Origin of the sequence: Fructobacillus cardui (assembly GCF_963580785.1) — a bacterium.
GTDB lineage: Bacteria > Bacillota > Bacilli > Lactobacillales > Lactobacillaceae > Fructobacillus > Fructobacillus cardui.
Genome location: NZ_CAUZLS010000005.1, coordinates 1 through 24,096 on the forward strand (window position 1 = coordinate 1; position 24,096 = coordinate 24,096).

19 protein-coding genes and 1 tRNA gene are annotated in these 24,096 nt (G+C 46.6%); 17 read left to right on the forward strand and 3 right to left on the reverse strand.

Going from position 1 to position 24,096, the window contains the following annotated elements:
- Positions 1-2 precede the first annotated feature (2 nt).
- Positions 3-76: transfer RNA gene (locus AABI20_RS05280), tRNA-Ile, on the forward strand.
- A 152-nt stretch (positions 77-228) separates the two neighbouring features.
- The gene (locus tag AABI20_RS05285; RefSeq protein WP_338346118.1) at positions 229-1,443 is read left to right on the forward strand and encodes a DUF2075 domain-containing protein; all 1,215 of its coding nucleotides are present in this window, start codon (positions 229-231) and stop codon (positions 1,441-1,443) included.
- 72 nt (positions 1,444-1,515) lie between these two features.
- On the opposite strand, the gene AABI20_RS05290 is transcribed toward AABI20_RS05285, so the two are convergent.
- Positions 1,516-2,289, reverse strand: coding sequence for a TIGR01457 family HAD-type hydrolase (locus AABI20_RS05290; RefSeq protein ID WP_047975391.1), 774 nt, complete (start codon positions 2,287-2,289; stop codon positions 1,516-1,518).
- Between the two features lie 158 nt (positions 2,290-2,447).
- Here AABI20_RS05290 and AABI20_RS05295 point away from each other — a divergent pair, with 158 nt between their 5' ends.
- Complete coding sequence (locus tag AABI20_RS05295) at positions 2,448-4,667, forward strand: LTA synthase family protein (RefSeq protein WP_288846768.1); 2,220 nt, start codon at positions 2,448-2,450, stop codon at positions 4,665-4,667.
- Between the two features lie 44 nt (positions 4,668-4,711).
- Positions 4,712-5,608, forward strand: a complete 897-nt coding sequence (locus tag AABI20_RS05300; protein WP_338346121.1) for an RluA family pseudouridine synthase — start codon at positions 4,712-4,714, stop codon at positions 5,606-5,608.
- Between the two features lie 65 nt (positions 5,609-5,673).
- Here AABI20_RS05300 and AABI20_RS05305 read toward each other — a convergent pair whose 3' ends face one another.
- Positions 5,674-6,411: an MIP/aquaporin family protein gene (locus AABI20_RS05305; protein ID WP_047975393.1), complete on the reverse strand. Its 738-nt coding sequence runs from the start codon at positions 6,409-6,411 to the stop codon at positions 5,674-5,676.
- A gap of 86 nt (positions 6,412-6,497) precedes the next feature.
- Positions 6,498-8,534 carry a copper-translocating P-type ATPase gene (locus AABI20_RS05310; RefSeq protein ID WP_421825118.1) on the reverse strand — a complete coding sequence of 679 codons (2,037 nt, stop codon included), beginning with the start codon at positions 8,532-8,534 and terminating at the stop codon, positions 6,498-6,500.
- Positions 8,535-9,235: 701 nt separating this feature from the next.
- Between AABI20_RS05310 and AABI20_RS05315 the strand changes: the two genes are divergently transcribed.
- From AABI20_RS05315 to AABI20_RS05375, 13 genes are all read left to right on the forward strand, one after another.
- Positions 9,236-10,555: a chloride channel protein gene (locus AABI20_RS05315; protein ID WP_338346997.1), complete on the forward strand. Its 1,320-nt coding sequence runs from the start codon at positions 9,236-9,238 to the stop codon at positions 10,553-10,555.
- Positions 10,556-10,803: 248 nt separating this feature from the next.
- On the forward strand, positions 10,804-11,292 hold the full coding sequence (gene purE / locus AABI20_RS05320; RefSeq protein WP_047975395.1) for a 5-(carboxyamino)imidazole ribonucleotide mutase: 489 nt from the start codon (positions 10,804-10,806) through the stop codon (positions 11,290-11,292).
- Positions 11,289-12,413, forward strand: a complete 1,125-nt coding sequence (purK, locus tag AABI20_RS05325) for a 5-(carboxyamino)imidazole ribonucleotide synthase (RefSeq protein ID WP_047975396.1) — start codon at positions 11,289-11,291, stop codon at positions 12,411-12,413. Before purE ends, purK begins: the two co-directional genes overlap by 4 nt.
- A gap of 18 nt (positions 12,414-12,431) precedes the next feature.
- On the forward strand, positions 12,432-13,184 hold the full coding sequence (locus tag AABI20_RS05330) for a phosphoribosylaminoimidazolesuccinocarboxamide synthase (RefSeq protein ID WP_288846773.1): 753 nt from the start codon (positions 12,432-12,434) through the stop codon (positions 13,182-13,184).
- A 16-nt stretch (positions 13,185-13,200) separates the two neighbouring features.
- Positions 13,201-13,449, forward strand: coding sequence for a phosphoribosylformylglycinamidine synthase subunit PurS (gene purS, locus AABI20_RS05335; RefSeq protein WP_047975398.1), 249 nt, complete (start codon positions 13,201-13,203; stop codon positions 13,447-13,449).
- A 14-nt stretch (positions 13,450-13,463) separates the two neighbouring features.
- Entirely contained in the window at positions 13,464-14,138 is a 675-nt protein-coding gene (gene purQ, locus AABI20_RS05340; protein WP_047975399.1) for a phosphoribosylformylglycinamidine synthase subunit PurQ, read from the forward strand.
- Positions 14,139-14,168: 30 nt separating this feature from the next.
- Positions 14,169-16,412, forward strand: a complete 2,244-nt coding sequence (gene purL, locus AABI20_RS05345; RefSeq protein WP_338346123.1) for a phosphoribosylformylglycinamidine synthase subunit PurL — start codon at positions 14,169-14,171, stop codon at positions 16,410-16,412.
- Positions 16,413-16,423: 11 nt separating this feature from the next.
- The gene (gene purF, locus AABI20_RS05350; protein WP_338347000.1) at positions 16,424-17,965 is read left to right on the forward strand and encodes an amidophosphoribosyltransferase; all 1,542 of its coding nucleotides are present in this window, start codon (positions 16,424-16,426) and stop codon (positions 17,963-17,965) included.
- On the forward strand, positions 17,966-19,024 hold the full coding sequence (purM, locus tag AABI20_RS05355) for a phosphoribosylformylglycinamidine cyclo-ligase (protein WP_047975401.1): 1,059 nt from the start codon (positions 17,966-17,968) through the stop codon (positions 19,022-19,024). It begins immediately after the preceding gene.
- Positions 19,009-19,614: a phosphoribosylglycinamide formyltransferase gene (gene purN / locus AABI20_RS05360; protein WP_047975402.1), complete on the forward strand. Its 606-nt coding sequence runs from the start codon at positions 19,009-19,011 to the stop codon at positions 19,612-19,614. Before purM ends, purN begins: the two co-directional genes overlap by 16 nt.
- Entirely contained in the window at positions 19,611-21,137 is a 1,527-nt protein-coding gene (purH, locus tag AABI20_RS05365; protein WP_338346127.1) for a bifunctional phosphoribosylaminoimidazolecarboxamide formyltransferase/IMP cyclohydrolase, read from the forward strand. Before purN ends, purH begins: the two co-directional genes overlap by 4 nt.
- An 18-nt stretch (positions 21,138-21,155) precedes the next feature.
- Positions 21,156-22,418, forward strand: coding sequence for a phosphoribosylamine--glycine ligase (gene purD, locus AABI20_RS05370; RefSeq protein WP_338347003.1), 1,263 nt, complete (start codon positions 21,156-21,158; stop codon positions 22,416-22,418).
- Between the two features lie 10 nt (positions 22,419-22,428).
- Positions 22,429-24,096 (forward strand): formate--tetrahydrofolate ligase, encoded by a 1,668-nt coding sequence (locus AABI20_RS05375; protein ID WP_047975405.1) that lies wholly within the window; start codon positions 22,429-22,431, stop codon positions 24,094-24,096.

The window sequence follows — 24,096 nt, forward strand, 5'->3', positions numbered from 1 at the left end:
ATGGGCCATTAGCTCAGTTGGTTAGAGCGCTGTGTTGATAACGCAGAGGTCCCAGGTTCGAGTCCTGGATGGCCCATAACAAAGAAGACTCCGGTCTTCTTTTTTTGTGCAAGAAGTTAAGATAGTTACGGGTTTTGGCTTCTTTTTTGTGTTTTCAGATAGCTTTTATCAGCATATTGGTTTTAGAACAACTTTGTCTAACCTATCCAGAAATTGTATAATCAGATTATGGAGAAACTGGAAAATGACAATTTAAAGCCCTTTGATATTGATCATCTGAGTGCAGATCAAAGTGGTATTTTTGCTGATTTACAAGGGTACATAAGTGAGGGTTTGAAGACACCCGGCCATCACGTAGCGGTGATTGAAGGCGCTGCAGGAACAGGTAAAAGCGTTTTACTAACAAAGCTGTTCAAGAATATTCGACGAGGTATGAAAGACCCTGACAGTCCCTATCAGGGGTTAAAAACGGTTTTTACCGTTAACCATCCAGAGCTGTTAAAGGTTTACCAGGAAATGGGCGCGCGCTATCGAGATCTTTATAAAAAAGATTATGTTCGGCCAACATCACTGATTAATAGTGCGCTTAAGACGGATAGTCACTATGATGTCGTTTTAATCGATGAGGGTCATCTCTTACTTAGTAAGCGAGAGCCCTATATTCGTTTTTTCCAGGACAATCAATTAACTGAGATTATCAAGTTAGCGAAGGTTGTGGTCGTTGTTTTTGATTTTCAGCAAGTCATTCAGGGCAAGATGTTTTGGAATGAAAAGCTGTTAAATCAGGTTTTAACTCCCTATGACCATCGAATTTTCCCAATGAACTTTCAATATCGAATGGAAGCTAATGCTTCAGTGTCGACCTGGATTGATAACTTTGTCACTGGCAAACTGTCCCCTTTGCCAGCTGATCAGGGTGATTACGACCTGGGCATCTTTGAACGAGCAGATGCGCTCTTTGAAACAATTAAGGCGCGCAACCAGCAGGGTGGTCTAGCACGTGTGCTGGCAACAACCGGCTTTCAGCGGCGGGCCGATGGTGCCCACCATGTGGTATTGGATGGGTTTGACTTACCATGGGATGAATTTGATGCGCAGGTTAAGACATGGCCGAACAGACCGGAATCAATTAACCAGGTTGGTTCCATCTACACGGTTCAAGGCTTTGATCTGAATTATGCGGGTGTCTTGCTGAGCCCAGCATTTGAGTATGATGTTAAGACCGACCGGATGATTGTTAATCCGACAAAGGTGACTCACAAAGAGATTTATAAAAAGAACCCTAATTTGACGGATGCTGATGCCATCGCCCAGGCCAAGACTGATTTTATGTACAATGCTTTAAATATCTTAGCTAAGCGTGGTAAAAAAGGGCTGTATTTAAAGGCAGCTGACCCTGACCTTAATAACCGCTTGCTTGAATTGCAAGCTCAAGCAAAATAAAAGAAGCCAAAGCCCTTAATCGGGTGGCTTCAACTAGAAAAACCGGTTATTCGGTTTTTTTATTCAATTAAATTATTCGACAGACCATTCATCAAAGTTAGCGATAAAATCAGTTGGTTGGTTAACTTCTTTGGCCACTTCGGCCGGTTTGGAAACGCCGGTGTAAACCAAGAGGGTATCGAGGCCGTTTTTGATACCAGCCAGGATGTCGGTGTTGTAGTTGTCACCAACCATGACGGGACGGTCGGGATGGTTGAGTTTGGCCAGCGCACCTTCCATAATTGGGGCTTCTGGTTTAGCAATAATAGTGGGTTCTACTCCGGTTGCCGTTTTGAGAGCAGCGACAAGAGAACCGGCACCAGGCAACATACCCTCTTCACTTGGCAGGTTTGTATCAGCATTTGTCGCGATAAACTTTGCTCCACGAGCAATGGCGAAGGTTGCTTCCTTGAGCTTCTGGTAGGTGAAGTTACGGTCGAGGCCCATCACAACAACGTTGGCTTCATCAGCTGAAACTAGGTCGATGCCGGCATTTGCTAAGGCATCTTTTAGGCCAGCTTCGCCAATTAGATAGACCTTTTGGCCACCATCAGTCAAACCTTTAACATAGTCAGCGGTCGCCATGGCTGAGGTATAAACTTGGTCAACCGTTGTTTTGATACCATGGTTGATTGTTAGGTTGTCAGCGACGTCCTTGGCTGTTTTTGTTGAATTATTGGTGACAAACAGGTAAGGAATCTTGGCAGTCTGCAACCGTTCAATAAATCGTTTAGCGGCTGGAATGGGTTGCTTGCCATGGTAGATGGTTCCATCAAGGTCAATTAAATAAGCATTATACTTTGGCATAAAAATATCCTCTTTAGCGGTTCGATTGATTCTATTGTCACGTATTTATTTAAAATTAGCAAGGGAAAAAGAGCGGGTTTTAAAAACAGAAAAAAGATACGTGCTTGAAATGATTTTTAACTGAAAGCCCTCACAAATAGGCGTATAATGGCCTTATTATGGAAAAAGACGTACAAAAAAAGCCGCATCGTTTAAAGGCGGTTGAAGAAGCAGGTCGAACAAAAATCCAGACCCGCTTAGGTTTTTATACATTATTAGTTTCGCTATTCATCTTGAAAACTTTTTTGGCTTACGGGATGGATTTTAACTGGATGCACGTGTCGTCATTGTATCAAGTTTTCTTGATGTTGATTAACCCAATCGGGTTTACGATGCTGATTTTTGCGTTGCCGTTATTCTTTAAAAATCGTAACCTGTATTACGGTGGGATGATGGTTTTATATACAGCGCTGACAACCTACCTTTATATTAGTGTGACTTATTATCGTGAATTTACTGACTATTTGAGTGTTAACGTGATTTTGAACTACTCGTCAGTTAACCAGGGTGGTAAGGCGGCTGGTGCGATTAGTTTTAGCGCCCACGACTTTTTATTTTGGATTGACGTTGTGATTCTTTTAGGTTTTTTGTTGTTTAAAAAGATTAAACGTGATCGAAAAGAGGTGCGTCCTGGCAAAACCTCAACCTTGATAGCCATTGGCTGGTTAATGATCATGGCCAATTTGGCACTGGCTGATGTTGATCGGCCCCAGTTGTTGACGCGGCAATTCGACCGGGAATATTTGGTTAAGTATTTGGGTATTGGTCCCTTTACAATCCTTGATGCCTATAACACCTTTAAGACCAGTCAGGTGCGAAAATCAGCGAAACCTGAAGAACTGCAAAAGGTGAAAAAGTACGTTCAAGACCACTATGTTGGCATGAATCCAACCTATGCTGGCAAGGCGAAGGGTAAGAACGTTATTGTGATTCATTTGGAGTCATTCCAACAGTTTTCGATTGATCGGAAGGTCAACGGACAAGAAGTAACACCGTTCTTAAATTCTTTGTATCACAGCAAGGATACGATTGCCTTCGATAATTTCTTCCACCAGGTTGGCCAAGGAAAAACGTCCGATGCTGAAAATCTATTAGAGACATCGACTTATGGTCTGCCACAAGGTTCGCTCTTTGCCAAGTTGGGTAATGACCAGACTTTCCAGGCCATGCCGTCAATTTTGAACCAACGAGCGGGCTATTCATCAGCTGTTTTCCATGGTAATACCGGGTCGTTCTGGAACCGAACGAACGTCTATAAGAATATGGGTTATCAGAATTGGATTTCGGGTGAGTACTTTGATACGAGTGGCAAAAAATCAACCGCTTGGGGCTTGAAAGATAAGTTACTCTTTAAGGATTCAGTTCCATACCTGGAACGATTGCAACAGCCGTTTTATGCGAAGTACATCACGGTTTCCAACCATATTCCATACGAAATTGATAAGGATGACCAGGATCCTAATTTCCAAACGTCTAATTCCGGTTCTAAGTATATTGATAATTACTTTATTACTAACCATTATTTGGATCAGGCCATTAAAGAATTTTTCGATTATTTGAAGAAATCAGGTTTGTACGACAATACGATGGTTGTGCTTTATGGTGACCACTACGGTATCAATAACACGGATACGAAGTATTTGGCCCCACTTTTGGGTAAGGATCCAAGCAACTGGACGGACCTGGATAACGAAAACTTGCAACGGACACCATTGATTATTCATATTCCAGGATTAAAAAATGGGGGCATTAACCACACCTATGGTGGTGAAGTTGATGTGGCTCCAACAATCGAGCATCTTTTGGGGATTTCAAGTAAACGTTATATTCAGTTTGGCCAGGACCTTTTGTCGACGAATCGAAGCCAATTGGTTGTGATGCGTAACAAGGATTGGATGACGCCAGAGTATGCTTCTATTTCTGGTACAATCTGGGATACTAAGACGGGTGAAAGGGTCATTGATCCAACGCCCGACCAGGAAAAATTGTTTAACAAGTATCAGACAGAAGCAAATGAAAAGCTTGCCATGTCTGACACGCTGAACCAGAAGAATTTGCTGCGTTTCTACCATCCAGACGGCTTTAAGGCGGTTGATGCAGCAGCCTATGATTATTCGAAATCGAAGACATTGGCTCGCTTCAAAAAGGCCAATGAAAATCAGAGTTCAACGTCCTTGTACACTCAGCATGGCGATCAGAGTACTGTTGGTGACTATCTCACGAATGCGCCGGAAATTAATGATAGCCCAGATTCATTGCTATCGGACTATCCAGGTGCTTCAGTCGCTTTTGCGCCAAGTAGTGCAAGCAGTAGCAGCAGTGTAAGTAGTAGTAACTAACACGAAATCAGGGGAAACCCTGATTTTTTTACTAGGGAAAAGAAATGGTTGCAAAATATCAACGAGAAATTACCATTATGGATCGCTTTGCCGGCTTGGCGGTGAAAGATTACTTGAAACAGATTTTTTTGCCAAAGCATTTGCGGGGGAATTTACGACAATCAAGGGGTTTACAGGTTAATGGCCAACAGGTCTCGACAGCATACGTTTTACGGACTGGTGAGCATTTAACCCTGACCTTCCGAGAAGAGGTCTTCTTGGACCATCAGGGCCCTTATCCGGCCAACATGGCGGTCTCCCTTGCCATAGTCTATGAAAACGAGGACCTGATGGTGGTGAACAAGCCCGCTGAGATGAAGATGCACCCGCATTCGCCGACGGAAACGGATACGCTGCTCAATTATGTGAATGGTTATCTTCAAAAAAATCCGCAAAAGTCAGCTGGTCAATCGGCTCAGGCCTTTATGGTCCACCGCTTGGATCGGGCGACCTCTGGACTAGTCATCGTGGCTAAAAATCCAATTGCTGTACCGATTTTAAACCGGTTGATCAAAGAAAAAATTATTCAACGCACCTATCTGGCACGGGTTACTGGTCTCTTTGACCAAAAGACCGGAATTTTTGACCAAAAAATAGGCAATCATCCAAGTGATGATCGCTTGCGTTGGCTTACGCCTTCTGGCCAAAACGCCACAACCCACTATCGGGTCTTAGAAGAAGATAGCGAACGCGACGAGAGCCTTGTCCGCCTTGAATTGGAAACGGGTAGGATGCACCAGCTTCGGGTCCATTTGGCCGGCAATGATCATCCTATTAATGGGGATGATTTGTATCAGGGCAAGGCTGGTAAGCGACTAGCCCTGCATTCAACGGCTCTTTTATTGGTCTTACCTTTTACTGGTGAACAAGTTTTGTTAGAAAGGCGAGAGGGTCTGATTTAAAAAAATTAGTAATTAAAAAGGTCCTGACTTTCTAGTCAGGACCTTTGTTGTGTTATAAAAGATGATTATTCGGCAACTGATTTAACAACGGCGTCATCTTCGTTCATGAAATATTTAACGACCAAGCCGGCTAAGAGACCACCCAAAATCTCGGCAATTAAGAAGTACCAGAGATGGGCAGAGGAGGCCAATCCCTTGTAAAGAGCTGGAGCAAGGACGCGAGCGGGGTTAACCAGGCCGTTTGTAAGGGGATAAGTTACAAAGGAAATCAGGGTGAAGCTAATCCCGGTGATAGCGGCGCTTTGCTTGACGTGCTTTTTCAATGCCACTAGGGTGATAAAGACTAGGACAAAGGTAAAGAACAATTCAATGGCCACTGCTAACCAAACGGAAATGGCACTGGCTGCTGATGGTTCTAACAAGGAGAACAATTGGCTCGCCTTAACAGAAGACGTTGATGAAGAGGATGAGGAGCTTTGTTGTGCATTAATGATTGGGATTAACGTATAAACCGAAAGGGTCAATCCGGCAAAGGCACCAAGGAATTGGGCGAGGAAATAACCGCCAAAGGTTTTCCAAGAGATGTCTTTGTTGATGGCTGCTCCTAAGGAAATGGCGGGGTTAAAGTGACCACCGTTAGCCATGGGGCCAAAGATAAACATCAAGGCTGCTAATGCTAGGCCAAAAATCGCCATGGCATCAAAGAGCTGACCCGTTTGGAAGGTCGTGACGTAAATCAAGGCAGTGGTCGCGAAGATCACCAACAGCATCGTCCCAAAGAATTCTGCAAAATATTTGCGCATAAAAAAAGCTCCTTTTATTTGTACTCAACTGCTCATTATACAGCTTTGACATAAAAGAAACTTTAAAAATTCTAATCTTTTCTCGCTTACTTGTGTAAGAGCAGCGCATTGATGGCCACAACAACCGTTGAAAGCGACATCACGATGGCCCCAATCAATGGGTTTAACATGATGCCGGCAAAGGCGAAGAGGCCGGCGGCGGTTGGAATGGCTAGGATGTTATAGCCAGCTCCCCACCAGAGGTTTTCAACTTCTTTGCGGTTAGCGTTATGGGCTAAGTTAATTAAATCGATAATCTTTGGTAGCGATTGCGAAATTAACACGGCATCGGCTGAAGCCTGGGCTACGTCGGTTCCCGCACCAATGGCCACTGACAAATCAGCTTGAGCCAGGGCTGGAGAATCGTTAATCCCATCGCCGATCATCATCGTCTTACCCTTTTGTTGGTACTGCTTGACCAAGTTGATTTTGTCTTCTGGTGAGACTTCTGCCTGGACAACATTGATTCCCAATTCTTGGGCGACCTTATTGGCCGTCTTTTTGGCATCACCCGTGACAAGGACAGGGGTAATTTGATGGGCCTTAAGTTGGGCAACAAAGTCTTTGGCTGAATCTTTAATGCTATCACCAAGGGAGACAGCGGCCAAGACTTGATGGCCGTCGGTTAGGTAGGAAATGGAACCATCGGCATCCAGTGGTTCGAAGTCGATGTGTTGTTCCGTTAGGTAACGTGCTGAAACCAGGAAGTAATGCTGACTGTTGACGGTACCACTAATCCCAGCTCCAGCAATGGTTTGGACATCCTGGCCGGCCGTAACGGTTACACCATCGTCTTTTGCTTTTTGGACGATAGCCTTAGCCAGAGGATGGGAAGACTGCTGTTCAAGGGCGGCCATGATGGCAAGGGCGTCGTGATCGCTGATTTTGTTCGTGACTAATTTCTGCACTTGAAAATGACCGTTAGTCAAAGTACCGGTCTTATCCATTAGGGCATAATCCAAGTGCTTAGCTGACAGCACTGCGCCGTGCTTCTTAATTAAAATACCATCCTTGGCTGCCAGTGCCTTGGTTCGCTGGATAACCAATGGAATGGCCAAACCTAAAGCATGGGGGCAGGCAATGATGAGTGTTGTTACGGCGATATTAAAGGCGGTTGTTAGGCCGCTAATAGCGGTCCAAATAAGGAGTGCCAAGATGGCAGCCGTTAAGCCAACCCAGAAAAGCCAGCCGGCAACCTTATTGGCTAGCGATTCGGCCTTGGAGGAGCTGGCTTCCGTTTGGTTCAAAGTCTTTTTGAGGTGGCCGATAAAGGAATCATCACCGACGGCTGAAACCTGAACGAGCAAAGTGCCTTCGCCGTTAATTGTTCCACCAATGACGGAGGAATTTTCAGCCTTTTTGACAGGCTTTGATTCACCGGTCATGAGGGACTCGTCCACTTGGGATGAACCTGAAAGGACGGTTCCATCGGCGGGGAAAGATTCACCGGCCAAGACCTGAACGACAGCACCATTCGTGAGGTCACTGACGGGCTTGTCGGTGAAGGAATCGCCTTCCTTAACATGGGCCGTTGCTGGAGTAAGCTTTGAAAGTTCGGAGGTTGCGTTGCCGGCCTTCATAGTGGCTTGCATTTCGATCAGGTGCCCCAAGAGCATGATGACGACCAGGGTACCGAATTCAAGGAAGTAGTCCATGGCATCGACCTTAAAGAAGGTCTTGGCGATAAAGGCATAGACGGAGACCCAGAAAGTCACTAAAAGTCCCATAGAAATCAGCGACATCATCGCTGGTTTCTTTTGCTTCAACTCGATTTTCGCGCTCGAAAAGAAGGGTTGGGTACCAACAGCATACATGGCGACTGCCAAAATCAGCATTACCCAGTTAGAACCGGGGAATGTCAATGTGATCGGTAGGTCAACGCCCATAAAAGGGGCGACGAAAAGAAGTGGAATCAAGAGGGCGAAAGACCACCAAAACCGCTGCTTCATATTGCTGTGGTTCATTGGCATACCGCCCATGTCCCCCATGCCAGACATATCGTGGTCCATTCCGGGCATGCTACCCATGTTTGACATGTCGTGGTTTTGGTGGTCCATCTTCATTTGGCCGTGGTCCATTTGCATGTGGTTGTCATGGCCCTGATGATTGTGACCCATATCCATGTTGCCCATGTCACCGTGGTCATCGTGAGAGTGGCCCATCTTCATTTGACCATGGTCCATATTCATGTGGCCGTCGTGACCTTGATGGTCGTGGCTCATGTCCATGTGCCCCATGTCTTTTTTCTTGTTTTCTTCATGGTTTTTGTGATTCATGTGACCGTTCTTGTCAAAGTCGTCTGCCATAAAAAACTTCCTTTCTAAAAACGAATTTATTCCTTTACTGGTCTAACTTAAAACAAATTCTAATATTATGCAAGTTCTTGACCTTGCATTAAAAAAATCAGCAAGATCGATTTTTAATAAAAAAGCTGTTAAAACGGGGATAGAAAGGGTTTTGAAGCAAAAAAATCACTTTAATTAAGTAAGAAAATGACACTTATTTTTACATGATTGGTATAGTTCCTTTTTGATTGAGATAACAAAGAAGTTTCATTCAGGTGCGAATCAGGATGTCATCAAGGTAGCATCTAACAGTAATGACTTTTAACCAGCTTCTTGCATTTTTTGGCCAAATTATGTACATTAGTATGCGGTTATTTATCGCTTATTCTGCGCATGGTTGAGCCATTTTCGGCCAAAAAGGAGACCCTGATTTGCCCAATAAAATTGTCAGAATTTAACTATTTTCAAATAATCCAATTACCTATCTAAAAGGGGAAATTATGGCTAATCAAAATGAACAGTCGCTAGCGGCTGAATTTAAAGAAGAGGAAAGCGCCTTCTGGTCACTGGGGATTGCAACAATCGTGTTGGCGGTGGTTATCGGCTTTGCCGCACTCTTGTTGTCACTCTTTTTGGAACATGTGGAAGTTTTGTTCTTGCACTTCCATGAATCGTTCCGCCACTATAGCCCAAACAGCGCCAGTCCACTGCGACGTTTTCTATCGGTTGTGATCGGCTCGACCATTGCTGGCTTTGTTTGGTGGGCAATTCGTTCCCGTGGACGCAAAATTGTTGGCATTAATGCTGCTTTGAAAGGTGACAAAATGCCACCGATTAAGACGGCCTTAAACGTTTTAGCTCAGATGTTCTTTGTTGGAACGGGTGGGTCCGTTGGTCGTGAATTAGCACCTCGACAGGCCGGGGTCATGCTAGCCCAGGTTTATCAAAAGAAGACTGCCAAATGGCGGTTCTTGAAGTTGAGCCAGGAGGATCAAAAATTACTCTTGGCCGCCGCCGCTGGGGCCGGATTTGCTGGCGTTTATATCTCGCCAATTACGGGGATGCTGTTTGCCGTCGAATTGCTATTGAAGAAGGCATCCGTGAAAACGATTTCGGTGTCTTTGATTATGTCGACGATTGCTGCCTTGATGGGGGCGATTGTGAAGGGCTTTGATCCTTACTATGCCTTATCAAAGGTTGATCACTTCTCGCTGATTTTACTGGTTGTTTCTCTCATCATCGGCCCAATTGCCGGCATCTTTGGGGCATGGGCAAAGCAGGCTTTTGCCTGGGCGCAGAAATATCAGGCGAAGGGAAAGTGGCTTTGGTTGACGATGCCTTTGGTCGGAGTTGTTACTGGGTTAACTGCCTGGGCCTTCCCTTACGTGATGGGGAATGGCCGTGCCACTGCCCAGTATGCCTTTTTGCAAACGGACCATCACTTGCTATACTTCTTCATCGCCCTTGGTTTAGCTAAATTTGTGATGACCTTCTTGAGCTTGTATGCCGGTGGTACCGGAGGTACATTGACACCCTCGATTGCCTTGGGAAGTGTCTTGGGCTTGGTTGCTTCCGTGCCTTTGGCACCGCTGTTTCCGGGCATCTCACCTTGGCAGTTCGCTTTGATTGGGGCCGTTGCTTTGTTGGCAGCCTCCCAGCAAGCGCCACTGATGGCCATGTTTATGGTCTTTGAAATCAGTCATTTGGACTATTCAGCTTTGATTATCTTTGCCCTTGCAGTGGCCTTGTCATCGTCAACTGCTAAGATTTATTTGAACTGGTGCGACCGTCGTGCTGCAGCAAAATCTAAATTAAGTTAATTTCACTAGAAATGTCAGAATGTTTTTCAACATTCTGGCATTTTTTATTACAGATAATACATAGGAAAAATGCGGGTTTCTTCCCATTGTTCGCCTTTAGTCTAGAAAACCCTTTTTATATGAGAAAATTATTATTAAAGAGCGAACACAAGTCGCGTTAGTTTTGTTATCATGTGTTTAAAGCGAACTCCACTTTTTGAAAGTGGCTCTATATCGATAAAACACGAACAATACAGGAGGCGTACCGCATGACAGCGCGCGTAGCAGTGGTGATGGGTTCTAAAAGTGATTGGCCAACAATGAAGCTGGCCTTTGATTTGTTGCAAGACTTAGGAATTGCAGCAGAGAAGCACGTAATTTCAGCTCACCGAATGCCGGTTCAACTACAGGAGTTTGGTTCACAGGCCAGAGAGAATGGCTTGGACGTTATTATTGCCGGAGCAGGTGGGGCAGCTCATTTGCCTGGGATGTTAGCCGCCAGCACAACAATCCCCGTTATCGGGGTGCCAGTTAAGTCAAGCAACTTAAACGGTCTTGATTCACTTTTGAGTATTGTTCAAATGCCCGGAGGAGTGCCAGTCGGCACAATGGCTATCGGTAATTCCGGTGCCAAGAACGCAGCCCTTTATGCCGCTTCGATTTTGTCATTACAAGATGAAAAGATTGCCGCTAATTTGGCTGATTTCCGCGCTAAGCAAACGTCTAGTTCAATCGAAAGCGAGGGGGAGTTGCAATGACAGAGGCTAATCGTTACCTCGAACCAGGGAAGACCATCGGAATTATCGGTGGCGGTCAGCTAGGGCAAATGATGGCCCTTTCGGCTAAGGAAATGGGTTTTAAGGTGATTGTTTTAGACCCAACGCCAGCCTGCCCAACTGCTCAGGTTTGTGATGATCAAATTGTGGCCGAATATGACGACCAAAAGGCCCTCCAGGAACTGGCGAACCGGTCAGATGTTTTGACTTATGAATTTGAAAACGTCAGTCAAGAGGCCCTAAAGGACTTGAAGGATGCTTATGTACCACAGGGTGTCCGCCTCTTAGAAATTACCAGTAACCGCTTAGCGGAAAAAGCCTTTATTCGCGATGAAGCCCAGGTGCCGGTTGCTAAGTTTGCCCGGGTTGAAAGCCCAGCGGATTTAGATCAGGCGGTCACTGAAGTTGGTTTGCCCGGGATTTTGAAAACGGTCAGTGGTGGTTACGATGGCCATGGCCAATTTGATTTAAACACTGCCGCTGATGTTGAAAAGCTTAAGGCCAACTGGCCGGGTGGTGTACTAATTTTAGAGCAAAAGATTGCCTTTACCAAAGAAATCAGCGTGATGGTAACTCGGACGAAGCAGGGGCAATTGGTAACGTGGCCAATTTCTGAAAACGTTCACCAAAATCATATTTTGAAAACCTGCATGATTCCAGCAGCGATTACCAAAGACCTGGATAGCCAAGTCCATGAAATCGCCAAGACGATTGCCGACAAGCTTGATTTGCGTGGTGTCTTGGGCATTGAACTCTTTGTCGACCAGAACAGCAACCAGGTCTGGGTCAACGAGTTAGCCCCACGGCCACATAACTCAGGTCATTACACGATTGAAGCCTGCAATATTTCTCAGTTTGAAGGGCATATTCGCAGTATCGTCGGCTTACCAATTCCAGCAATTAAGCTCCATGACCGCGCGATGATGGTCAATTTGTTGGGGGATGAATTGTTAAAGGCGCGTCAGGCCTTCCCTGACCATGCCGACTGGCATTTCCATGATTATGGAAAGGCAGCTGTCAAGCCCGGTCGGAAGATGGGCCACCTTACGGTGGTGGGTCAACCGGCGATCGAAGATTTAAGCACATATTTCCAAACCATTTAATCAGGAGAGTAAGGAAAAATGACAGAAAATACAGTTGAATTTGACGGACAGCAACTTACCCGTGGTGACTTGCTTTATGAGGGAAAGGCCAAGCAGGTCTTTGCAACCAACGATCCTTCCATTATCTGGATGCACTACATGGACCAGGTAACTGCTTTGAACGGGAAGGTAAAGGAAGAATACAGTGGTAAGGGTGAGCTGAATTCAAGTATCTCAAACCTCCTCTTTACTTACTTGTCTGACCAGGGCTTGCAACACCACTGGTTGGGATCAATTTCTGCAACCGATGAATTGGTGAAGAAGGTTGATATCATTCCTTTGGAAGTCGTTACGCGCAACTATACAGCGGGGCACTTTGTTTCTCGCTTTGGGGTAGAGCCAATGCAAAAGTTGTCACCCCGCGTGCAAGAACTGTATTACAAGTCCGATGAGCTTGATGATCCCTTTATGAATGATTCACAGGCGGTGTCTTTGCACTTCGCCAGCGAAGCTGATTTGAAGACAATCTACGGATTGGCTGACCAAGTCAACGAACTTTTGGTTGCTTTGTTTAACAAGATTGATATTACTTTGATTGATTACAAATTAGAATTTGGTCGGTTAGTTGATGGACAAATCATCTTAGCCGATGAACTTTCACCAGATAACATGCGTTTGGTTGATCAAAAGACGGGGAAGTCCCTCGATAAAGACGTTTTCCGCCAGAAGCAAGGGGACTTGCGTGTTGGCTACCAGGATGTATTGCAACGCTTACAAGACGCGTTGAAGTAAAAGGAGTACAGAAAAAATGTATTTGGCAAAAATTTACGTAACCTACAAGCCCTCAATTTTGGACCCACAGGGGGTCGTTATTAAATCAGCCTTGGAGCGCTTGGAATACCAAGGAATCGAAGACGTTAGCCAAGGAAAATACTTCCAAGTGAAGTTAACTGGTGCTGATAAGGCCGCTGTTGCCAAGGAAGTTGAATCTTTGGTTGAAGAGTTATTAATTAATCATAATACCGAAACGTATACTTACGATTTGGAAGAAATTTAAGAAGGAGACCACCCATGAAAGCAGCTGTTATTACTTTTCCGGGTTCTAACTGTGATATGGATATGTATCACGCTTTGGAATCGTTTGATGTTGATGTTGACTTATTAGACGACCAGGCCAGTGACCTGTCAGCATACGATGCCATCTTTATTCCAGGCGGCTTTTCTTACGGTGATTACCTCCGATCAGGTGCCGTTGCTAAGTTTTCACCAGCGATGGACGCCGTTAAGGTTGCTGCCGAAAATGGTCAGTTGGTTGTTGGTATCTGCAATGGTTTCCAGATTTTGACGGAAGCCGGTTTATTGCCTGGTCAACTCTTGGTCAATGAACAACCTGGCTTTATCTGCGATGAAGTCAACTTAGTTGTTGAAAATCCTGATAGTAACTTTACCAACACCATGAGCAAGGGTGATGTCTTGAAGGTCCCAATCGCTCACGGTGAAGGAAACTATGTTACTGATGAAGTCACTCTCAAGGAGTTGGAAGACAACCATCAAGTCATTTTCCGCTACCAAGAAAATGTTAACGGCTCTATGAATAAAATTGCCGGTATCACGAACAAGGCCGGTAACGTTTATGGCATGATGCCTCACCCCGAACGAGCAGTGGACGCCTTAACCGGTAACGACAGCGGTCGTGCTTTCTTTGAAAGTCTTTTACACGCAGTCGATCAAAAAGCCCGCGCCTAATCAACACATCCGTTTTAAAGGAGAATTTGGATGAGTACCCAACAAACTAACCCAATGGCAAATGAGCCAAGCCCAGATATGATCGCTGAAAAGCGGATTTATGCCGATTGGGGTCTAACAGACCATGAATACGATTTGATTGTTGACCACCTTGGTCGCCGCCCAAATTATACCGAAGCCGGTATTTTTTCCGGAATGTGGTCAGAACACTGTTCTTACAAGAAGTCAAAGCCTGCTTTGCGTAAGTTTTGGTCGAAAAACGAACGTGTCTTACAAGGACCTGGTGAAGGTGCCGGTATCTTAGATATTGGTGACGGCCAGGCCGTGGTCTTTAAGGCCGAGAGTCACAACCACCCTTCCTTTGTCGAGCCTTATGAAGGGGCTGCGACTGGTGTTGGTGGTATTTTGCGCGATATCTTCTCGATGGGTGCCCAACCAATCGCCGTTTTGGATTCTTTGCGCTTTGGTCAATTGGACAATGCCAAGACACGTCAAATCGTTGATGGTGTCATCGCCGGCATTGCTGGTTATGGCAATGCCATTGGGATTCCAAACTTGGGTGGGGAAATTGCCTTTGATGAATCTTATGCAGGAAACCCACTGGTAAACGTGATGTCAGTTGGTTTGGTTAACCAAAATGAAATGCAAGTTGGTCAGGCTAAGGGATCAGGAAACACGATTATCTACGTCGGTGCCAAGACTGGTCGAGACGGCATCAACGGTGCCAGCTTTGCCTCAGCCGAATTTTCATCAACAGAAGAATCCGACCGTTCAGCTGTTCAGGTTGGGGATCCTTTCTTGGAAAAGTTGGTCATGGATGCAACGATTGATGCCATTAAGAAGTACGGTAAGAGCATCATTGGCATCCAAGACATGGGGGCTGCTGGCTTACTGTCATCAAGTTCTGAAATGGCTTCAAAGGCTGGCACTGGAATCGAATTGAACCTTGATTTGGTTCCACAACGTGAAGCTGCCTTGACGCCATACGAATTGATGTTGTCTGAATCACAAGAACGGATGTTGCTTGTTGTCCAAAAGGGCGAGGAACAACCAGTGATCGACCTCTTTGAAAAGGCCGGTTTGGATGCCGTTGCAGTTGGAACGGTGACAGACGATGGTCGTTACCGCTTGAACTTCCACGGTGAAACAGTCGCTGATGTGGATATTGACTTCTTGACGAACGCACCTGAACCAAAGTTGGCCCAGGAAGAACCTGCTCGTTTGAAGGAAGCTAGTGCTAGCCAATACCAGCCAAACGTCGCAGATGCCAACCAGGTCTTGCTTGATCTTTTGGCACAGCCAACGATTGCCTCAAAGGCAAGCCTTTTCCGTCACTTTGATTCCCAAGTCCGCGCCGATACGGTTGTCAAGCCGGGTGGGGATGCCGGTGTTACACGGATCCGTGGCACGAAGAAGGCCTTGGCCATGACGACCGATGTTAACAGTCGTTACGCCTACTTGAACCCCTTTGTTGGTGGTCAAATGGCCGTGACCGAAGCTGCCTCAAACTTGGTCGCAACCGGTGCCTTGCCAATCGGGATGACCGATTGTTTGAACTTTGGTTCACCTGATAATCCAGAAGTTTATTATGAATTACACCAGTCAGTTGAAGGAATTACGGATATGGCCAAGCGCTTGAATACTCCTGTGATTTCTGGAAACGTTAGTCTTTACAACGAAACTGACAACAAGGCCATCTTGCCAACAGCCATGGTTGGAATGGTTGGTTTGATTGCTGATAACAAAAACATTACTCGCGCCGAATTCCAAAACGATGGCGACCAGGTTTACCTGGTTGGTACTATCGGGGATACCTTTAACGGTAGCGAAATTCAAAAGATGCAGACTGGTGAAATCGCCGGTCAATTGGCTGATTTTGACGTTGACGCTGCTCAGGCAAATCAGGACTTTGTTTTGCAGGCAATTGACGCCGGTCTGGTTACCAGTGCACATGATTTTAGCGAAGGTGGTTTGGGCGTTGCTTTGGCTGAAGCAACCTTCCCAAATGACTTTGGTTTGCAAGCTGATTTTGCAGGAACGACTGCACAATTGTTCGCAGAAGTGCCAGGACGCTTTGTTTTGTCCGTACCAAGCAAACAAGCAACCGCATTTGAACAAAAGATGACCGAAACAAAGGCAGTGGTTGCTAAGTTGGGTCAAGTCACGAAGGATACAGTCATCGCTATCCAAACAAAGGATGGCCAAGTAACGGTTGACCAAAAGGCCGCCAAGGCAAGCTATCAAAACGCGATCCCGCAATTGATGGCTGAATAAGGAGCACACCAATGAATCAATATGTGAATGAAGTGACCGAACAAGCGGCTTACTCATCATTAAATGAAGAATGTGGCATCTTTGGTGTCTGGGGTCGTGATGATGCGGCCAATTTGACCTACTATGGTCTGCATGCGTTGCAGCACCGTGGTCAAGAAGGCGCCGGGATTGTTGCCAACAACAAGGGTCACCTTTGGCAGGAACGTGGTATCGGCCTTGTTGCCGAAGTTTTTGCTGACCCACGTCGCTTGGAAGCCCTGAAGGGGCGGGCAGCGATTGGTCACTTGCGTTATGCAACTGCCGGGGCGCATGGAATTGAAAATATCCAACCCTTGATGGCTAATTTTCATGATATGCAATTGGCCTTGGCCCATAACGGAAACTTGACTAATGCGCAGACTTTGCGCAACCAGTTGGAAGAAGATGGGGCGATTTTCCAATCCTCATCTGACTCTGAAATTATTTTGCACTTGATTCGTCGGTCACAGGCCGAGACCTTTGATGAAAAAATCAAAGATGCCTTGAATCAATTGCGTGGTGGCTTTGCTTTCTTATTGCTAACACCACACGCCTTGTATGCCATGTTGGACCCACACGGCTTCCGACCTTTTGTTATCGGTCAAATGCCTGATAACGGTTCTTACGTGGTCACGTCTGAAACGGCTGCCCTCCACGTTGTTGGAGCAAAGTACGTGCGTGATGTGCAACCTGGTGAATTGATTCGAATCGATAAGGATGGCATGAACATCACTCATTACACGGACAAGACGACGTTGAACGTCGACGTGATGGAATACGTTTACTTCGCCCGTCCCGATTCTGATATTCACGGAATCAATGTTCACCAAGCGCGGAAGCGAATGGGGGCTGCATTGGCTAAGGAACAACCAGTTCCTGGTGCCGATATCGTTGTTGGGGTGCCAAATTCGAGTTTGTCTGCAGCTAGCGGGTATGCCGAAGGCGCCGGACTACCAAACGAAATGGGCTTGGTCAAAAATCAGTATATTGCTCGGACATTTATCGAGGCTACCCAAGACAAGCGTGAACGCGCCGTACGGATGAAACTGTCAGCAGTTGAAGCCGTCGTTCGGGACAAGAATGTTGTCCTCGTTGATGACTCCTTGGTTCGAGGTACAACTTGCCGCTACATTGTCCGGATGCTGAAAGAAGCTGGGGCAAAATCAGTCCACGTTCGAATTGCGAGCCCAATCTTTAAGTACCCAGCCTTTTACGGGATTGACGTTCAAACCCGGGCCGAATTGATGGGAAACAACCATACTTTGGCCGAAATGACCGAATTAATTGAAGCGGACTCACTGGAATTCTTGAGTAATGATGCCTTGGTGGCATCAATTGGTTTGCAGATGCCAGATGGTGAAACCGGCTTAACGACTGCCTACTTTAGTGGTCATTACCCAAGCCCAATTTATGACTACAGCCCAGAAATGGCTGAAGCTAAGGCAAGCGGTGAGGTAACTTTTGATGAAGAGCCAACCAGCTTGTATGTTCCGCAGAATCCAGCAGAAGATCAGCGAGTAGAAGGAGCAAATTAAATGGCAAAAAAGCACAACGCTTATGAGGCTGCCGGGGTTGATATTGAAGCGGGTAACCAGGCTGTTGACTTAATGGCTGACGCCGTGCAAGATACCTACACACCAAACGTTGTCTCCGGACTAGGTGGTTTTGGTTCTGTTTACGCCCTTGATGCGGGCTTGAAGGAACCGGTCCTGATTTCCGGCACTGATGGGGTTGGAACGAAGCTTCTCTTAGCAATTGCCGCTAACCGGCATAACACGATTGGTCAGGACTTGGTTGGGATGGTCGTGAATGACATCTTAGCTCAGGGTGCCAAGCCAGCTTTTATGCTGGACTATCTGGCCGTCGACAAGATGCGACCAGCGGTTGCCGCCGAAATCGTAACTGGCATTGCTAAGGCGGCCAAGGAAGCGCAGATTGCCCTTGTTGGGGGTGAAAGCGCCGAATTGCCAGGCTTGTACCAACCTCATCACTATGACCTAGCCGCTTTTGCGGTTGGTGTGGCCGAAAAAAGTCGGTTGCTACAAAATGAGAATGTCCAGGTTGGCGATGTTTTGATCGGTTTGCCATCCTCTGGTGTTCATTCCAACGGTTACTCCTTGGTTCGCCAGGTCTTGGGTATCCATGATGATGCCAACGCCTTCAACGACTTGCCAGATTACTTGCAAGAAGAAATTTTGGCACCAACGAAGCTGTATACCAACGCTTTGTGGCCATTGGTTGAACAGGGCTTGGTTCATTCAGCCGCCCACATTACGGGTGGTGGCCTGGTCGAAAACTTGCCACGAGCCTTACCAAAGAACGTCCAAGCAAAAATCAGCTGGGGCACATGGCCAATTTTGCCAATCTTTAAGAAGTTGCAAGAGGCTGGTAACTTATCCCTCGATGATATGTTGTTGACCTTTAACAATGGCTTGGGCATGGTCTTGATGGTGCCTGCTGACAAGGCAGATGCTATTTTAGACCAGTTAGCAGAACGCGATGAACCAGCTTATCGGATTGGTGAAATTGTGCCAGCTGAAGCAGATCGTGAAGAGGTCTTCTTTGAGGGGGATGCGCCATGGCCAGCCAAGTAAAGCAACGAAAGGCCCGGTTGGCCGTTTTTGCTTCTGGAACAGGAACTAATTTTTCTGCCTTGCAAGAGGCAATTGTTGACAAAGACTTACCGGCAGAAATCGTTTTGGTTGTTGTTGATCACCAAGATGCGCCGGTTATCGAGCGCGCAGCAAAGTGGAACATTCCGGTTTTCAAGGTGTGGTATCCAAGCTATGAAAATAAGGCGGCAGCCGAACAAGCGATTGTGGCCGAATTACAGGCACACCAAGTTGATGGTATCTTGCTTGCCGGCTATATGCGCATTTTGACGGAAACACTGCTTTTTGCCTTTCCACAAAAAATTGTCAACCTGCACCCGGCTTTGTTGCCAAAGTTCCCTGGTCGCCATAGTATCCTAGATGCTTATGAGGCCGGCGTTCGGCAAACGGGTGTGACTGTTCACTTCATCGACAACGGTATTGATACTGGACCAGCAATTGCCCAGCAGGCAGTGCCACGATTGCCAGAAGATTCACTGGAAGATTTGACTGAACGAATTCACGCAGTTGAACATGAACTTTATCCAGCAGTATTAGCTGATTTACTAGAAAAAGGGGTATTTTTACAATGAAACGGGCCTTGTTAAGCGTTTCCGATAAGACAGGTTTGGTAGACTTTGCCAAGCAATTAGTAGCATTAGACTTTGAATTGGTTTCAACTGGTGGCACACACAAGGCATTGGCCGATGCCGGTTTGGATGTCATTGGGATTGAAGATGTTACGAACTTCCCAGAAATGTTGGATGGCCGTGTCAAGACGTTGCACCCCCGCGTGCACGGAGCTTTGTTGGCCCGTCGTGACTTGCCTGAACACATGGCAACTTTGAAGGAACATGACATTACACCAATCGACATGGTGGTTGTTAACTTGTACCCATTCAAGGAAACGATTTTGAAGCCTGACGTCACCGATGCGGATGCCATTGAAAACATTGATATCGGTGGCCCATCAATGTTGCGTTCAGCAGCCAAGAACTTTGCTGCTGTTTTGCCAGTCGTTGATCCAACGGATTACGCAGCAGTGATTGCCCACTTGAAGAGTGGCGAAGATGACCAAAAGTTCCGCCGTCAGTTGGCAACGAAGGTCTTCCAACACACTGCTGCCTATGATGCCTTGATTGCTTCATACTTGACTGACAAGGAATTCCCAGAACAGTTGACGATTTCTGGTGAAAAGTTTGATGACATGCGTTACGGGGAAAACCCAGACCAAAACGCTGCCGTTTATACAAGTGCATTGCCTGAAAAGTATTCAATCTTGAATGCTGATATCTTGCATGGTAAGCAATTGTCCTACAACAATATTCGCGACACTGATGCAGCCTTGCGCATTATTGCTGAATATGATGAAACAACAGTCGTAACGGTTAAGCACATGAACCCAGCCGGGATTGGCCAGGGCGTAACAATTGAAGAAGCTTGGGACCAAGCTTTTGCTGCCGATGATATTTCAATCTTTGGTGGTATCGTTGCCTTGAACCGCGAAGTTGATTTGGCAACTGCCGAAAAGATGCACGCAATTTTCTTAGAAATCATTATTGCCCCAAGCTTTACCAAGGAAGCTTATGAAGTCTTGGCCAAGAAGAAGAACTTGCGTCTTTTGACTTTGCCATTCACAACGGATGTGCCAAACCACACTGAAGTAACTTCTGTCTTGGGTGGCTTTGTTGCCCAGGACCGTGACTTGTTGTCCGAAACGGAAGCTGATTTTAAGGTCGTCTCAAAGGCACAACCAACTGCCGAACAGTGGAAGGCAATGGTCTTTGCACAAAAGGCTGTCAAGCACACGAAGTCCAACGCCATTGTGGTGGCCCGTGATGGCCAAACGTTGGGTGTTGGAGCCGGTCAACCAAACCGAATTGACTCAGTAAAGATGTCAATCGAAAAGGCCAAGGCAAAGCCTGGCTTTGAAGATGCTGTTTTGGCATCTGATGCCTTCTTCCCAATGGATGATTCAGTGGCGTATGCCGCTGAAAACGGCATCAAGGCAGTGGTAGAACCTGGTGGCTCTATCAAGGATCAAGATTCAATTGATAAGGCTGATGAATTGGGCTTGGTTTTGGTCTTCTCAGGTCGTCGTCACTTCAAGCATTAAGCAAGAGGAACATTCGCTATGGCAAAGGTATTAGTAATTGGTTCAGGTGCGCGTGAACATGCGCTCGCCCAAACATTTTTGAGAAGTCCCAAGGTTGATGAAGTCTTCGTGGCTCCTGGGAACGATGGCATGCAGGAAGAAAACTTGACTCGCTTACCCATTGGGGCAAACGACTTAGACGCCTTGGTGCAGGCTGCTCAAGATCAACAGGTCGATTTGACCTTTGTCGGCAACGAAGATCCTTTGATTTTAGGGATTGTCGACCGCTTTGAAGCCGCCGGCTTGAAGATTTTTGGTCCAAAGGCTGTTGCCGCACAGTTGGAAGGGTCAAAGACCTTTGCCAAGGAAATTTTAACTGCTAACCAAATTCCAACGGCCAAGGCCGTCACAGTGACAAGCCAAGACGAAGCAAAGACAGCGATTGCTCGCTTTGATTGGCCAATGGTCTTTAAGCTTGATGGTTTGGCACTCGGTAAGGGTGTCACGATTATTGAAGACCAGTCGAGTGCTGATGAATATCTGCAAAGCCTGTATAAGAAGGACCCAACCGCTAAATTAGTGATTGAGGAATTCTTAAACGGTGTTGAATTTTCCATCTTCTCTTTGGTTGGTCAAGATGGACAGGTTGTCCATGCGCCAATGGCACAGGATCATAAGCGTCGCTACGACCATGATCGTGGACCAAATACCGGTGGAATGGGCGCTTATAGCCCACTTTCTTGGTTGCGTCCAGCAGATGTCAAGCAGGCAGTTGATGAGTTAGTAACACCAATGTTAGCCGCTATGGCTGACCGGGGCACACCCTTTACCGGTGTCTTATATACCGGAGTAATGCTCACCGCAGCAGGACCAAAGGTGATTGAGTTCAACGTTCGCTTTGGTGATCCAGAGGCCCAGGTGGTCTTGCCTCAGCTCCAATCTGATTTTTATCAATTAATTTTGGATTTGTTAGCAGGAAAAGAGCCAGAAGTACAGTGGCAAGAAGACGATGTCTACTTAGGGGTTGTATTGGCAGCGCCGGGCTATCCACAGGCACCCGAGAAGGGTGGCGTGGTGCCAACGGCAGCTGATTTGTCACCATTGACGGTTAATTACGCTGGTGCTAAACTTGCTGAAAATGGCTTGATCGCTAGCGGTGGTCGCGTGGCCACAGTTGTTGGTCATGCCAAGGACACGGTAAGTGCGCAAGCCTTAGTATATGATGTTTTGGATAAGATCCATGGTGACTTAGTTTACCGTCATGACATCGGTCATTGGGCGGTTGACTTAGCGAAAGAATGAGGATGTGCCAGTGAAAACAGATATCGAAATTGCACAAGAAGCGGTTGTTCAGCCAATTAGCGAGATTGCCGAAAAAGCAGGCTTGCAGGCGCATGAAATAGAGCCTTACGGCTATGATAAGGCCAAGATTAACCTGGATAAAAGTGTTGATCGTAAATCAGAGTTAGGTAAGCTGATTTTGGTAACGTCGATTAATCCAACACCGGCTGGTGAAGGAAAGTCAACTGTGACGGTTGGTTTGGCGGATGCTTTAAGTTTGGCTGGAAAAAAGACTATGATTGCCTTGCGGGAACCTTCCCTTGGCCCAGTGATGGGTCTCAAGGGTGGGGCAACTGGTGGTGGTTACTCGCAAGTGATTCCAATGGCTGATATTAACCTGCATTTTACTGGTGATTTCCACGCTTTGACGAGTGCTCACAATACACTGGCGGCAGCGCTGGATAATAGTATTTACCAGGGTAACCCATTAAAGATTGATTCACGTCGCGTTTTGTGGAAACGGGTTTTGGATATTAATGACCGTGCCTTGCGTCACACGACGATTGGTCTTGGTGGACCGACTTCAGGTGTGCCACGCGAAGACGGCTTTGATATCACGGTCGCTTCGGAATTGATGGCCGTCTTAACCCTCTCAACTGATTTGCAAGACTTGAAGAAGCGAATTGAAAAGATTGTCGTGGCCTACAACTATGATAAAAAACCGGTCACTGTTGCTGACTTAGGTGTGGCTGGTGCCTTGACCGTTCTCTTGAAGGACGCGATTAAGCCCAACTTAGTTCAGACGTTGGCCCACACACCAGCTATTATTCACGGCGGTCCCTTTGCCAATATTGCTCAGGGAACGAACTCCGTTTTGGCAACAAAGACGGCCTTGCAACTGGCGGACTACGTTGTTACGGAAGCTGGTTTCGGTGCAGACCTTGGTGGCGAAAAGTTTATGGACATCAAGGTGCCAAAGCTCGGCAAGGCACCCGATGCGGTCGTGGTTGTTGCGACCGTTCGTGCTTTGAAGCACCACGGGGGCGCCGCGCTAGCTGATTTGAACCAGGAAGACCTAACAGCCTTAAAGGCTGGTTTGGAAAACCTTGGTCAAAACATCAAGGCCATGCAACGCTATGGTCGTCCAGTTTTGGTGGCGGTGAACCGGTTCACGGCTGATACCGACGCTGAAATTAGTATGATTGAAGACTTTGTGGCGACACTGGGTGCCCAGGTCTTCTTGGCTGATGTTTGGGCCCAAGGTGGTGCTGGTGCCAAGAATCTTGCCCAGGCCGTGGTTGAAACCATTGACCAGGCGGATGCTGATTTTACCCCACTGTACCAAGAAGATGCGCCTGCATTAGAGAAGTTGCAGGCCATTGTTGAAAAGATTTATGGCGGCGCAGCTGTCGAACTATCTGCTAAAGCGGAAAAGCAATTGAAGGACTTTGCGCAGTACGGTTGGGACAAGTTGCCAATCGTGATGGCGAAGACGCAATATTCGCTTTCTGATGATCCGAAGAAATTAGGTGCACCGAAGGACTTTACGGTTCATATCCGTGAGTTCGTGCCCAAGCTAGGTGCAGGGTTCTTAGTTGCCCTGACTGGGTCAATTTTGACCATGCCTGGCTTGCCAAAGCATCCGGCTGCCTTGGACATCGATATTGATGAAAACGGGCAGATTATCGGCTTGTTCTAA

Coding starts and splice junctions, on each gene's coding strand:
- AABI20_RS05285 (WP_338346118.1), top strand. CDS start 229: ATGGAGAAACTGGAAAATGACAATTTAAAGCCCTTTGATATTGATCAT.
- AABI20_RS05290 (WP_047975391.1), bottom strand. CDS start 2,289: ATGCCAAAGTATAATGCTTATTTAATTGACCTTGATGGAACCATCTAC.
- AABI20_RS05295 (WP_288846768.1), top strand. CDS start 2,448: ATGGAAAAAGACGTACAAAAAAAGCCGCATCGTTTAAAGGCGGTTGAA.
- AABI20_RS05300 (WP_338346121.1), top strand. CDS start 4,712: ATGGTTGCAAAATATCAACGAGAAATTACCATTATGGATCGCTTTGCC.
- AABI20_RS05305 (WP_047975393.1), bottom strand. CDS start 6,411: ATGCGCAAATATTTTGCAGAATTCTTTGGGACGATGCTGTTGGTGATC.
- AABI20_RS05310 (WP_421825118.1), bottom strand. CDS start 8,534: ATGCAAATGGACCACGGCCAAATGAAGATGGACCACCAAAACCACGAC.
- AABI20_RS05315 (WP_338346997.1), top strand. CDS start 9,236: ATGGCTAATCAAAATGAACAGTCGCTAGCGGCTGAATTTAAAGAAGAG.
- purE (WP_047975395.1), top strand. CDS start 10,804: ATGACAGCGCGCGTAGCAGTGGTGATGGGTTCTAAAAGTGATTGGCCA.
- purK (WP_047975396.1), top strand. CDS start 11,289: ATGACAGAGGCTAATCGTTACCTCGAACCAGGGAAGACCATCGGAATT.
- AABI20_RS05330 (WP_288846773.1), top strand. CDS start 12,432: ATGACAGAAAATACAGTTGAATTTGACGGACAGCAACTTACCCGTGGT.
- purS (WP_047975398.1), top strand. CDS start 13,201: ATGTATTTGGCAAAAATTTACGTAACCTACAAGCCCTCAATTTTGGAC.
- purQ (WP_047975399.1), top strand. CDS start 13,464: ATGAAAGCAGCTGTTATTACTTTTCCGGGTTCTAACTGTGATATGGAT.
- purL (WP_338346123.1), top strand. CDS start 14,169: ATGAGTACCCAACAAACTAACCCAATGGCAAATGAGCCAAGCCCAGAT.
- purF (WP_338347000.1), top strand. CDS start 16,424: ATGAATCAATATGTGAATGAAGTGACCGAACAAGCGGCTTACTCATCA.
- purM (WP_047975401.1), top strand. CDS start 17,966: ATGGCAAAAAAGCACAACGCTTATGAGGCTGCCGGGGTTGATATTGAA.
- purN (WP_047975402.1), top strand. CDS start 19,009: ATGGCCAGCCAAGTAAAGCAACGAAAGGCCCGGTTGGCCGTTTTTGCT.
- purH (WP_338346127.1), top strand. CDS start 19,611: ATGAAACGGGCCTTGTTAAGCGTTTCCGATAAGACAGGTTTGGTAGAC.
- purD (WP_338347003.1), top strand. CDS start 21,156: ATGGCAAAGGTATTAGTAATTGGTTCAGGTGCGCGTGAACATGCGCTC.